The 11,849-nt window shown below is 36.1% G+C and carries 13 protein-coding genes; 11 read left to right on the top strand and 2 right to left on the bottom strand.

What is annotated here, in order from left to right:
• Positions 1-177 precede the first annotated feature (177 nt).
• The 11 genes from liaX (at position 178) to heR (ending at position 10,003) form a co-directional block, all read left to right on the top strand.
• A complete protein-coding gene (liaX, locus tag LZ578_RS11075) occupies positions 178-1,698 on the top strand; it encodes a daptomycin-sensing surface protein LiaX (protein WP_235145235.1) in 1,521 nt (506 codons plus the stop codon).
• Positions 1,699-1,742: 44 nt separating this feature from the next.
• On the top strand, positions 1,743-2,063 hold the full coding sequence (locus LZ578_RS11070; protein WP_235145234.1) for a PspC domain-containing protein: 321 nt from the start codon (positions 1,743-1,745) through the stop codon (positions 2,061-2,063).
• On the top strand, positions 2,063-2,404 hold the full coding sequence (locus LZ578_RS11065; RefSeq protein WP_235145233.1) for a phage holin family protein: 342 nt from the start codon (positions 2,063-2,065) through the stop codon (positions 2,402-2,404). The genes LZ578_RS11070 and LZ578_RS11065 overlap by 1 nt, the downstream gene beginning before the upstream one ends.
• Before the next feature lie 191 nt (positions 2,405-2,595).
• Complete coding sequence (gene hprK / locus LZ578_RS11060; protein ID WP_235145232.1) at positions 2,596-3,534, top strand: HPr(Ser) kinase/phosphatase; 939 nt, start codon at positions 2,596-2,598, stop codon at positions 3,532-3,534.
• A gap of 23 nt (positions 3,535-3,557) precedes the next feature.
• Positions 3,558-4,400, top strand: a complete 843-nt coding sequence (gene lgt / locus LZ578_RS11055) for a prolipoprotein diacylglyceryl transferase (RefSeq protein ID WP_235145231.1) — start codon at positions 3,558-3,560, stop codon at positions 4,398-4,400.
• A 15-nt stretch (positions 4,401-4,415) separates the two neighbouring features.
• Entirely contained in the window at positions 4,416-5,066 is a 651-nt protein-coding gene (gene ppaX / locus LZ578_RS11050; RefSeq protein WP_235145230.1) for a pyrophosphatase PpaX, read from the top strand.
• A 17-nt stretch (positions 5,067-5,083) separates the two neighbouring features.
• The gene (locus LZ578_RS11045; protein ID WP_235145229.1) at positions 5,084-6,094 is read left to right on the top strand and encodes an NAD(P)H-dependent glycerol-3-phosphate dehydrogenase; all 1,011 of its coding nucleotides are present in this window, start codon (positions 5,084-5,086) and stop codon (positions 6,092-6,094) included.
• A 32-nt stretch (positions 6,095-6,126) separates the two neighbouring features.
• Positions 6,127-7,017 (top strand): UTP--glucose-1-phosphate uridylyltransferase GalU, encoded by an 891-nt coding sequence (gene galU / locus LZ578_RS11040; RefSeq protein WP_235145228.1) that lies wholly within the window; start codon positions 6,127-6,129, stop codon positions 7,015-7,017.
• A gap of 177 nt (positions 7,018-7,194) precedes the next feature.
• Positions 7,195-8,154, top strand: coding sequence for a thioredoxin-disulfide reductase (trxB, locus tag LZ578_RS11035; protein WP_235145227.1), 960 nt, complete (start codon positions 7,195-7,197; stop codon positions 8,152-8,154).
• A gap of 281 nt (positions 8,155-8,435) precedes the next feature.
• The gene (locus tag LZ578_RS11030; RefSeq protein ID WP_235145226.1) at positions 8,436-9,092 is read left to right on the top strand and encodes an amino acid ABC transporter permease; all 657 of its coding nucleotides are present in this window, start codon (positions 8,436-8,438) and stop codon (positions 9,090-9,092) included.
• 128 nt (positions 9,093-9,220) lie between these two features.
• Positions 9,221-10,003, top strand: a complete 783-nt coding sequence (gene heR / locus LZ578_RS11025; protein WP_235145225.1) for a heliorhodopsin HeR — start codon at positions 9,221-9,223, stop codon at positions 10,001-10,003.
• A gap of 66 nt (positions 10,004-10,069) precedes the next feature.
• Here heR and LZ578_RS11020 read toward each other — a convergent pair whose 3' ends face one another.
• Both LZ578_RS11020 and LZ578_RS11015 read right to left on the bottom strand, forming a co-directional pair.
• Complete coding sequence (locus tag LZ578_RS11020; protein WP_235145224.1) at positions 10,070-10,870, bottom strand: transporter substrate-binding domain-containing protein; 801 nt, start codon at positions 10,868-10,870, stop codon at positions 10,070-10,072.
• A 197-nt stretch (positions 10,871-11,067) separates the two neighbouring features.
• Entirely contained in the window at positions 11,068-11,847 is a 780-nt protein-coding gene (locus tag LZ578_RS11015; protein WP_235145223.1) for a hypothetical protein, read from the bottom strand.
• Between the last annotated feature and the right edge of the window lie 2 nt (positions 11,848-11,849).

Genomic DNA, 11,849 nt, shown 5'->3' with positions numbered 1-11,849 from the left:
AACCTCTTCAAATAGGTCTTACATCCATCTACATACTAGAAAGTAAGCGGAAATCAACCTTAAGCCCTATGAAATTTACTCCAATCATTGGCATAATAGATATAGAGAGAAAGACGATTGATTTTCTACGTCATATGAAACTGCTGAAAAACTGTATATAAAATAGGAGGAATTATTATGAGCGAAAGAGAACGAATTTTGGCGCTGGTAAGAGAAGGGATCATCACAACGGAAGATGCGATTGAACTTTTAGAAAGTGCTGCAAAGAAATTAGGAAAAGATGAGATGCGTAAAAACAAAGAAGCGGATTTCACTGAAGACACTAAAACCCAACACCCAGAAGATAAAAAAGTTGATTCTATTGATGAAACTGAAAAGAAAGACCAAGCAACCTTTGAAAAGATTTTGGGAGAATTAGCGAGTGAAATTTCATTCTTTTCTTCTAGAGTGGATGAAAAAACAGAAGCTTTACAAGTTCTTCGTCGACAAATTAGTCTAAAAGAAGAACGAAGACAAGAAATTGCTACCTATGAAGAATTCGATACAATGACGGTAGAATTAGAAATGGAAGCTCTTCGTTTAGAGGAAGAATTAGAAAGTCTGCGTTCCCAAGAAGCTTCTTTAAGAGAAGAAAAAATAGGAATGGAACAAAAAATGCATACACTAAAGAAAGAGCAACTAGAGAAAAATGTTCGCTCCTTTAGTGAAAAATTTGGTAGTAAAGAAGAATGGAAAGAGACAGCGGATGATCTTAATGTAAAGATCAATAAAGTCGGTTCTCGTATCGGAAAATTCTTAACGTCCACAATGGATTCCGTAAAAGATAATATTGAATGGAAAGAATTTGATTTCAACATGAATGTACCGGGCTTAGTAACTAGTAAATTTAGTCAGAAATTCTTGTTTGAAAATACAACAGCAACCATCTTAGATTTCCAATTAGCAAATGGGAACATTTCTTTGGAAAAATGGGATAAAGAGGACATTAAAGTAGAAGCAGATATCAAGATTTACGCTAAATTTGAAGAAGCTACACCAGAGGAAGCTTTTGAAGCTAGGAGCACGATAGATATAAGTGAAGATCAATTTACTTTCAACGTTCCTAATAAACGAGTTCGCTGTGATATCATCGTTTCTTTACCGGAACGCGAATATGATTACGTAGCGTTTAAATTGTTGAATGGAAATGTGAACGTAAACGATATGAAGGGGAAAGATATTTATATCAAAACAACCAATAGTCTGATGAACTTTACGAACCTAGAAGCTACGATGCTAGAAATGGATGGAGTCAATGGGGGAATTACCATTGAAGACAGCAAACTGATTGATTTGATGGCAAAGTTAGTAAATGGAGATATTCAAATAAATAAGAATGAAATTGCTAGTTCATCACTGTCACTAGTGAATGGAGATATCCGTATGACGACAACGGATTCTACTGTAAAAAGAGTAGAAGCTTCTATTGTAAATGGAGCAATCAAAGTAGCACTTCCTGCTGAAAAAAGTATTGAATTGGAAGCAAGTAGTTCATTGGGACAAATTAAAAATCGAATCTCAGATGTTGAAATCTTAAAACAAAGAGATGAAAAAACGAATAAATATCTACAGTTCAGAAGACTGGTAGACACAGCACCAGTTATGGTAGAATTAAAGACAACAAACGGTAATATTCTATTAAAAGATACTGATAAATAAGAGTAAAAGAAACCGAATTAAAGTAAAAGAAGAGGGGAATAACAATGAAAAAACTAACTAAATCAGCTACAGATAGACAAGTGAGTGGTGTTTTGGGTGGGATTGCTGAATATTTTGGCATCGACTCAACAATCATTCGTGTTCTATTCTTGGTATTTACCTTTGCTGGGGTAGGATCGCCTGTATTTTTATATATCATCATGGCTATTCTGTTGCCTGAGCCAAATCGTAATAATTATAGAAATGGTGGAAATTCTCCTTATGGAGATCCAACTAGAAGAGGTAGTAGAGATAGTCAAGCTAGACCGCGTAAAGAGGCTAAACCAGTAAAAAATGATGAAGATGACAATTGGAGCGATTTCTAATGGGATTTTGGCAAAGAATAGCAATTAACTCTCTTGTATTTATTGCTCTACAATATATGATGCAAGGGTTTATAGTAAGTAGTGTATGGACTGCTTTAATAGCAAGTATCGTTCTGGCATTTCTGAATGTATTAGTGAAGCCAGTACTTTCTCTACTATCGTTTCCAATTACCTTACTTACTTTTGGACTGTTTAGTTTCGTTATCAATGCGTTAATGCTTTCTCTTACTTCCGTATTAGTAGGATCAGGATTTTATTTTAGTAACTTTGGAACAGCATTGCTTGTTTCCCTTGTTCTTTCACTAGTTCAAAGCTTCATTTCTGATAGAAAAAGATACTAAAAAAGATTGAATACAAAAAGAAAGGGAGCTGGGACATAAAAGTCTCAGCTCCCTTTCTTTTTTTGTCTCCCAGTGGATGATCCTGGTCACTTTTTTGCCTTTCTTCAGGGGTGTATTAATGTTATGATTGAAAGGAAACAGTATGAAATTTTTAATAGAAGATAAAATTAAATATAGTGAGGGAAAATCCAATGGCAAATAGTGTAACAGTTCAAGAATTGATAAAAGGTTCTTCATACAAAGTTCTTGCCGGTGAAGAGTTTTTAAATAAAAAGATAACCACCACTGAAATATCCAGACCTGGTGTTGAACTAACGGGCTACTTCAATTTTTATCCTGCTGACCGTGTACAATTATTAGGGAAAACGGAAATATCCTTTATTGCTCGAATGACAGCTGAAGAACGTATGGTAATTATGAGAAGACTTAGTCAGAAGGAAACTCCGTGTTTTATTATTTCTCGCAAAATGGAAGCACCAGTAGAACTTGTCAAAGCTTGTCAAGAAGCAGGGATACCACTTTTACAAGCGCAATCGAAGACTACGCGTGTTTCAAGTAAAGTCACGAACTTCTTAGAAAGTCATTTAGCAGAACGCGTTTCCATGCATGGTGTACTGGTTGATGTATTTGGGATGGGTGTAATGATTATCGGAGATAGTGGTGTTGGTAAATCTGAAACAGCATTGGAGTTAATCCAAAAAGGACATCGTTTAGTAGCGGATGACCGCGTTGATATGTATCAATACGATGAAGAGACATTGATGGGAGAAGCACCAGGAATTTTACGACACTTAATTGAAATTAGAGGGATTGGGATTATGGATGTCATGACCTTATTTGGTGCAGGCGCCGTTAAGCAATCCAATGAAGTTAATTTAATTGTGAACCTAGAACTGTGGACGCAAGAAAAGAAATACGAACGATTAGGTAGTACGGAAGAAGTAGTAAATATTCTAGATGTTACGGTTCCAAAGATTACCATACCTGTTAAAACGGGCCGAAATCTAGCAATTATTGTAGAAATTGCTGCAATGAATTTCCGTGCAAAGAGTATGGGGTACAATGCTGCCGAAACATTTGAACGAAACTTAGATCTCTTAATAAAAGAGAACTCTATGAAAGAAGATTAATAAGTCAATGAGGTGGAAAGTTAATGAAAAGTTTTTTAGCAGCACTTGATCCAATCGCCATATCTTTTGGGGAGAATTTTGAAATAGCCTGGTATGGAGTCATTATTGGCTTGGGAATTGCTATTGCTATGTATTTGGCATCAAAAGAAGGAGAACGCAAAGGAATGCATCCTGATTTCATTTTGGACATGGCTTTTTGGGCTGTTCCGATTGCAATTATTGGAGCTCGACTTTATTATGTCGCGTTTGAATTACCGTATTACTTACAACATCCTGAACAAATTATACAAATTTGGAATGGTGGAATTGCCATTTATGGTGCGTTGATTGCGGGTGCACTTACCGTTTATTTTTATACAAAAAAGAAAAATGTTTCCTTTATGTTAACGTTGGATGTATTAGCACCAGCCGTTTTGATAGCACAATCAATTGGTCGTTGGGGAAATTTCATCAATCAAGAAGCGCATGGAGCAGAAGTAAGTCGTGAATTTTTAGAAAAATTATTTTTACCTGAATTTATTATTAACCAAATGAATATTGAGGGAACGTATTATCATCCTACTTTTCTATATGAATCGTTATGGTCCTTATTAGGATTTATACTCATTCTTTATTTACGAAGACAGCCTCGTATTCTTCGGGAAGGAGAGGTTTTCTTCACGTATATCATGTGGTATTCATTAGGACGCTTCTTCATTGAGGGAATGCGTACAGATAGCCTATATCTAGGTGGTATTCGTGTGTCTCAATTATTATCAATTATATTGTTATTCGGTATGGCAGCTATTTGGGCGTACCGTAGATACAATCATTATCCCAAAGATCCTTATTACACAGAAATAGGACTGGATCATCAAGTGAAGTGAGGAGCTAAAAGAATAATGAAAAAAATAAATACGATTCTTTTTGATTTTGATGGGACGCTTGCAGACTCAAATGAGTTAATTAGTGAATCACATTTTCGAGTAGTCGATGAATATTTTCCTGGTCGATTCCAAAGAGATAACATGCAATCGTTTAACGGTCCAAGTCTAGTAGATATTTATACGCATTTAGACAACGAAAGAAAAGAAGAAATGATGGAAAAGTATCGCAACCATATGATGAGTATGCATGACGATACGATTAAAATGTTTCCTGGCATAAAAGAAATGTTGGAAGTGATTCATGAAAAAGGGATTAAAGTGGGAATTGTATCAGCGAAAAGAAAAGATATCCTTGAACAAGGAGTTCAAGTTTTAGGGATAGCACCTTACGTTGATGTAGTAATTGGATTTGGGGATTATCAAAATTCAAAGCCAAATCCAGAATCAGTTTTGTTGGCCTTAGAAAAATTAAATAGTTCAGCTGATACAGCCATGATGGTAGGAGATAATTTCCATGATATCGAAGCAGGAAATTCTGCGGGTACACAAAGTGTCTTTGTTGAGTGGTCCGAAAAGTCAGTAGAATCTATTTTGCCGTATGAACCTACTTTTATCGTTTCTAATGTTAAAGAGTTAGAAAAATTAATTCTGGAATATCAATCTTGATTGAAAGGGAGGCTAATATGAAAGAGATTGTTACCGTATTAGGAGCCGGATCATGGGGGACCGCACTTTCAATGGTGCTAGATGAAAATGGTCATGAAGTACGCCTTTGGGGGAATAACCCGGAGCAAATTAAAGAAATAAATGAAGAGCACACTAATCAACACTATCTACAAGACATTGGTTTAAGTGGAAATATAAAAGGATATACGGACTTAGGCGAAGCAGTTGATGGAGCTACATTCATTGTTTTTGTCATTCCTACGAAAGCTATTCGTTCTGTAGCGTCACAAGTAGCTACTCACCTAGATGGAAAAAGAAAACCATATCTCGTTCATGCAAGTAAAGGGTTAGAACAAAATACGCATAAGCGAATCTCTGTTATTATCGAAGAAGAAGTTCCAGAAACGCTTCATAATGGATTAGTTGTATTATCAGGTCCAAGTCATGCCGAAGAGGTTGCTCGTAAAGACATTACGACTATTACAGCTGCTTCAGAAAAAATGGAAGCAGCAGAAGCAGTTCAGAAAGTATTTATGAATCAATACTTTCGTGTATACACGAATCAAGATGTAATAGGGGTAGAGTTAGGTGCTGCCTTGAAAAATATTATAGCGGTTGGTGCAGGGGCCTTAAAAGGTCTTGGATATGGAGACAACGCGAAAGCTGCTTTGATGACACGTGGACTGGCTGAAATCAGCAGACTCGGAGTAGCATTTGGTGCAGATCCTCTTACCTTTATTGGTTTAAGTGGTGTTGGTGATTTAATTGTAACTGCAACGAGTGAGCATTCACGTAATTGGCGCGCAGGATACCAAATTGGTAAAAAAGTTCCCTTAGCAGAAGTTTTAGCTAATATGGGAATGGTTGTGGAAGGTGTAGAAACAACAAAGGCAGCCTACGAGTTAGCAAAAGAAAAGGGAATCGAAATGCCAATCACAAAAGCTATTTATCAAGTTTTATATGAGGGAGCAGAAGTAGATACCGTTATAAAAGATATCATGTTGAGAGATCGTAAAGCTGAGCTGTAAAACAAAAAATAAGCAGGGGAGCTAAAAGTCAAATGAAAAAAGTTAGAAAAGCAATCATACCAGCTGCAGGTTTCGGAACTCGTTTTTTACCTGCAACAAAAGCTATGGCAAAAGAAATGTTACCTATTGTTGATAAACCAACGATCCAATTTATTGTGGAAGAAGCAATCGAATCAGGTATTGAGGATATTTTAATTGTTACAGGGAAAAGTAAACGTCCAATAGAAGATCATTTTGATTCCAATATAGAACTAGAAACTAATTTGGAAAAAAAGGGAGAAATGGACTTATTAAAACTGGTACAAGAAACGACCGGACTACGGATTCACTTTGTTCGTCAGTCTTATCCGTTAGGTTTAGGTCATGCTGTTCTTCAAGCCAAAGCATTTGTAGGTGGGGAACCATTTGTTGTGATGCTAGGCGACGATTTGATGAAAGACACTGTTCCTTTGACAAGACAGTTGATGGATGGATATGAACGCACACATGCTTCTACGATTGCTGTGATGGAAGTTCCTCATGAAGAGACGTCTAAATACGGAATTATTGATCCGGATAGTGAACTAGAAGATGGTTTGTACAACGTTCGGAAATTTGTAGAGAAACCAGATCCAGAAGATGCTCCAAGTGATTTAGCAATTATCGGACGCTACTTGTTAACACCGGAGATATTTGAAATTCTTGAAAATCAAGAACCGGGTGCAGGTGGCGAAATTCAGTTAACCGATGCGATTGATACTTTAAATAAAACACAACGTGTGTTTGCTAAAAAGTTCACTGGGAAACGTTTTGACGTAGGAGATAAATTTGGCTTCTTAGCAACCAGTATTAGCTATGGATTAGAACATCCTGAAATGAAGGATAAATTAAAAGATTATATTGTCGATCTAGGTGAACGTTTAGAAGAGGAAGATAGTCAATAATAAACAGAAGATGGCTTTTTACAAGCCATCTTTGCTTTTTTTATTTTCAAAAAGGAAATAAAAGGAAACTCTGAGCAGAACGTTCGCTAAATGGAGTCAAAGTCATTAAACTGAAAGAGAACCTTCAAAAAAAGAAGATATTGGAAAACTAATTGGAATATAAAGGAGAAAGATTAAATGGAAGAACAAGAAAAAATATATGATGTTGTAGTGATTGGAGCTGGGCCAGGAGGAATGACAGCAGCCTTATATGCTTCCCGTTCCAATTTAAAAACGTTAGTACTGGAAAGAGGAGTTCCTGGCGGTGAATTAATCAATACGGCAGAAGTAGAAAACTATCCTGGGTTTGATTCCATTATGGGACCTGAGTTAGCTGATAAGATGTATAAGAGTTCTATGCGGTTTGGTGCAGAGCATGCATATGGTGATGTAAAACGAATTGTAGTAGACGGCGAATATCGTCTTGTACAAACCAATAAAAAATCGTTCCGTACAAAATCAGTTGTCATTGCTACTGGTTCGTATCACCGTAAGTTGAATGTTCCAGGAGAAGATCAATACAATGGTCGCGGAGTTTCTTACTGTGCGGTTTGTGATGGAGCATTCTTCCGTAACAAACAATTAGCAGTTATTGGTGGGGGAGACTCTGCAGTAGAAGAGGGAACCTATCTAACTCAGTTTGCTGATGTAAATATTGTTCACCGTCGTGATGAATTACGTGCTCAAAAAATCTTGCAAGATCGTGCTTTCAAAAATGAACGAGTTTCCTTTACTTGGGATAACGTTGTAGAAGAAATTAATGGAGACGATAAAAAAGTTACTGGTGTCACTCTTCGAAATGTTGAAACAGGAGAAGTAACAACCAAGGCTGTAGATGGTGTCTTCATTTATGTAGGAATCCTTCCACAAACCGACGCATTCTTAGATTTAGGAATTACTGATCAAGAAGGTTGGGTTGTTACGAATGAACTAATGGAAACATCAGTGCCAGGTATTTTTGCGGTTGGAGATGTACGCCAAAAAACTCTGCGTCAAGTAACAACAGCAGTAGGTGACGGTGGAGAAGCAGGTAACCGTGTCTTCCACTATGTAGAAGAGTGGAATGAACGTACAGAGCAAGTAGTAGTTGAAAACTAATAAAAAATGTAAAAATAAAAGGTTCTTGTCTAACCGTAGACAAGACCTTTTGCTTTTATCGAGTTTAATTGAATAAACATCCTATGAAAATATTGATAGAACGCGCTTTCTAAAGTCTTCTTACATTGACGATAAAGAAAAATTATGATATTCTGATAAGGCATTTAGATTATAAGAAAATTCTCATAATCTATTTTATAAGCATTTTATATGCTTTTTTCTTTTTTATATAGAATTTAAAATCTAAGAGAAAAGCTCTTACAAAAAGGTAGGCTAATGATATGTTATTTTTTGAATTATTTATAAAACATTTCCCCTCATTCCTTCATGCGATGGGATTAACTGTCCAAATTACACTACTATCGTTAGTGTTTGCTTCGATCATAGGGATTGTATTTGGATTAATGAAAGTTTCGCGAGGACGTATTTTACGTTCCATTGCTAATGCGTATATTTGGATTATTCGAGGAACACCGCTGTTGGTTCAAATTTACTTTGTATACTTTGGGATTCCAATGGCTTTTGGAATCAGTCTTTCTGAATGGGATGCTGGTATCATTACGATGAGTTTAAATGCTGGTGCTTATATGGCTGAGATTGTCCGCGGAGGGATTGAAGCGGTGGATTCAGGTCAAATGGAAGCAGCTAGAAGTCTAGGTTTACCTTATCGTAGGTCAATGGCAAAAGTAGTTCTCCCTCAAGCACTACGTACTATGTTACCTTCTATCATTAACCAATTTATTATTACATTAAAAGATACGTCTTTGCTATCTGTTATTGGAGTACGAGAGTTAACGATGAATGGGAAAATTATTACGGCTAATAACATGGAAACGATACGAATGTGGGGAATCGTAGCTATTTATTATTTAATAGTTATCTCACTTCTAACACTGGTTGCCAACAAATTAGAAAGCAAAATGTCCCGATCAAAATAGATGAAAAAGGTTTAGGCTACGGTCTAAACCTTTTTTATTTTTCAAGAACAGATTTACTCAATTTGAAGGCGCTTCCTTTTATGGTATAGTCAACTTGAAAGATTAATCCAAAGAAAGGAGTGCTAAAAATGTCAAAAGAAATTACCTATCCTTCTTTAAGGAAGTTCAATGGAATAATGGGTGTCCTACATCTTGTGCAAGGTTCTCTCATGTTATGGTTTGCGCTGTTTATTGATAAAATTTCATCTTTTAAAATCCCTATCCGCTCTTATTTTCTTAGTTTTGATCAAACGCAAATGAGTCTCGTTACAGATACGAAAGAGCTTTTTGATTTTCCGTTTGGAGTCATGGTTTCCTTGTTTTTGTTTCTTTCTGCTTTTGCTCACTTTATCATCATAAGTCCTTGGGGAAATCGACGCTACAATAAAGATTTAGAAAATGGAATGAATCGGTTTAGATGGTACGAATATGCACTTAGTTCTTCTCTGATGATTGTTTTAATTGCCTTGTTATTTGGAGTCTATGACGTTGGTTCTTTACTCTTAATATTCGGCTTGAATGCTGCTATGAACCTTTTTGGTTTAGATATGGAAGAAATGAATAAGAATAGAGAAAAGGTGAATTGGAAACCGTTTGTATTTGGTAGTATTGCAGGGGTTATTCCTTGGATAGTCATTCTTTTATATGCTTTTGGAAATTCAAATCCTTCGGAAGTTCCTTGGTTTGTATATGCATTAGCAGGATCTTATTTTGTGTTTTTCAACCTGTTCCCAATAAATATGGTATTACAATATAAGAAGGTTGGAAAATGGGAAAGCTACTTGTACGGTGAGAAAGGATATATCGTATTGAGCTTAGTTGCAAAAACGATTCTAGCTTGGATTGCCTTTGCTGGTGTCATGCAACCATAGAATGATGAATACTAAAAAAGTAGGTAGATTCTCAACTGAGATTCTACCTACTTTTTTATTAGTTTTTTATTCTGAGTCACCTAAGTAACGATCAAGGATTTCATCATATTCGCCATTTTCACGAAGTTCAGCTAAACCGGCATTGAATTTTTCAACTAGTTCGGTTTGTTTGCCTTTCAAAGTAGCAAAGCCATATTCACTACCTTCTTCGGATTGGTCCACCACTTCTAATTTCATTCCACGGCTAATCTCGTATTGGATAACAGGGTAATCTTCAAAAGTTGCAGCAGAGTTTCCACCTAGAACATCTTGATACATTGTAGAGGAATCTTCTACATATTTTACAGTAAATCCATATTCATCTTTGTTAGCTTCTGCATATTCAGAACCCGTCGTACCTGTTTTAACAACAACTTGTTTTCCTTCTAAGTCTTCAAGAGAAGTAATTCCAGAATCAGGTTTCACAGCTACACCTGTTTTAGAATCATAGTAAGGGTCTGAAAAATCATATTTCTTTTCACGTTCTTCATTGATAGACATACCAGCAATGACTCCGTCTACTTGTCCAGCTTCCAAAGCAGTAACGGCTGCATTAAACCCAAGAGAACGTAATTCATATTCAAATCCTTGGTTTTTGGCAATTGCATCCAATAAATCCAAGTCAATTCCTACAAAATCACCTTCATCATTTTCAAACTCAAAAGGGGCGAAAGTAGTATCGGTACCAATTGCATAGACAGTAGCATCTGAAGCACCTGCTCCGCTTGTAGCGCTATTTGAATCTGAATCCCCAGTACTACCACATGCTGCTAATAAAGTAGCAGAAAGAGATGTAAAAGCCAGTAAAGCTATTTTTTTCTTTTTCATAGATAATCCTCCTTGTTGTTCATACGATGTTAAGATTCTTAACATTTAGATAGTTTTTTATTTTATGAACTTTTATTCTTCTAAGGATAGCATTGCGATTAATCTATGTCAATCTTTTTTAAAATGATTATTAAAAAAATCTCATCGTTCTAATGGAGATTTAAAGTGAGATGTAATGAAACCTTACATCTCACTTTTCATTCAATAAATGGAGTAAAAGTTAATGTTTGGCTTTTATCTATATAGAGAGTTTGTTGGTCCTTTAAGGTCACTTGTATATCAAAGCCCTCGGGAATATCAAAATCAGTTACTAATTCATGAACCTGATAGGCTCCATTTTCTTCAATGATATAAAAATAAGGAATATCTTTTCCAACATTGAGAGGACGAGATAAAGAGTAGCTTCCTGCAGGAAGGTGTTCGCCTACTTTCCATATTCCATTACTCAACGTAAAAATTCCATTTTCTTCTGTACGTTCAGAGGAAGCGGCGTTGCTAGTTGCAAGGAGGGTAGATCCTTGTTGGCCAACAAGAGAAACAGACTGATTTTTGTATAGATTTAATTCAATATGATTATTCAAAAAACCAAGAACAACTTGAAATATCGTTTGATTTTCTTGGTCTTTAATAATTAGACTAGCTCCAGGAGCATAGTCAGGAACTTCTACTACATACCTACCTTCGGGTAAATCGACGCCAATAATTTTTGAATCAGCTGTAAGTTCAACCGTTTCATTTTCTAAAAAAGGCAGAGGAGATTGAGAGTAGTATTCGGGCATATGACTAGGAAAAAAGTCTTCTTTCTCTTTTCCAATGATTTTCTGGGCATTTGAATAGGCAGCAATCACTTCCTCCTGCTCGATAATTTTCATCCCATCATACGTTTGTGGAAGAACACCTTTAGTAGAAGAGCAGGCAACTAAAAGTGGAAAGACGATAAGAGAGACGCACCACTGTTGAATTCGTTTGTAATTCACAC

Origin of the sequence: Jeotgalibaca sp. MA1X17-3 (assembly GCF_021513155.1) — a bacterium.
Lineage (GTDB): Bacteria > Bacillota > Bacilli > Lactobacillales > Aerococcaceae > Jeotgalibaca.
Note: the sequence above shows the minus strand (reverse complement) of the source record. Positions and strands in the feature narration are given on the sequence as shown.

What these genes read in the sequence shown, in the direction of transcription:
- ppaX (WP_235145230.1), top strand. Translation starts at nt 4,416, where the DNA reads ATGAAAAAAATAAATACGATTCTTTTTGATTTTGATGGGACGCTTGCA.
- LZ578_RS11020 (WP_235145224.1), bottom strand. Translation starts at nt 10,870, where the DNA reads ATGAAAAAGAAAAAAATAGCTTTACTGGCTTTTACATCTCTTTCTGCT.
- lgt (WP_235145231.1), top strand. Translation starts at nt 3,558, where the DNA reads ATGAAAAGTTTTTTAGCAGCACTTGATCCAATCGCCATATCTTTTGGG.
- heR (WP_235145225.1), top strand. Translation starts at nt 9,221, where the DNA reads ATGTCAAAAGAAATTACCTATCCTTCTTTAAGGAAGTTCAATGGAATA.
- trxB (WP_235145227.1), top strand. Translation starts at nt 7,195, where the DNA reads ATGGAAGAACAAGAAAAAATATATGATGTTGTAGTGATTGGAGCTGGG.
- LZ578_RS11065 (WP_235145233.1), top strand. Translation starts at nt 2,063, where the DNA reads ATGGGATTTTGGCAAAGAATAGCAATTAACTCTCTTGTATTTATTGCT.
- LZ578_RS11070 (WP_235145234.1), top strand. Translation starts at nt 1,743, where the DNA reads ATGAAAAAACTAACTAAATCAGCTACAGATAGACAAGTGAGTGGTGTT.
- liaX (WP_235145235.1), top strand. Translation starts at nt 178, where the DNA reads ATGAGCGAAAGAGAACGAATTTTGGCGCTGGTAAGAGAAGGGATCATC.
- galU (WP_235145228.1), top strand. Translation starts at nt 6,127, where the DNA reads ATGAAAAAAGTTAGAAAAGCAATCATACCAGCTGCAGGTTTCGGAACT.
- hprK (WP_235145232.1), top strand. Translation starts at nt 2,596, where the DNA reads ATGGCAAATAGTGTAACAGTTCAAGAATTGATAAAAGGTTCTTCATAC.
- LZ578_RS11030 (WP_235145226.1), top strand. Translation starts at nt 8,436, where the DNA reads ATGTTATTTTTTGAATTATTTATAAAACATTTCCCCTCATTCCTTCAT.
- LZ578_RS11045 (WP_235145229.1), top strand. Translation starts at nt 5,084, where the DNA reads ATGAAAGAGATTGTTACCGTATTAGGAGCCGGATCATGGGGGACCGCA.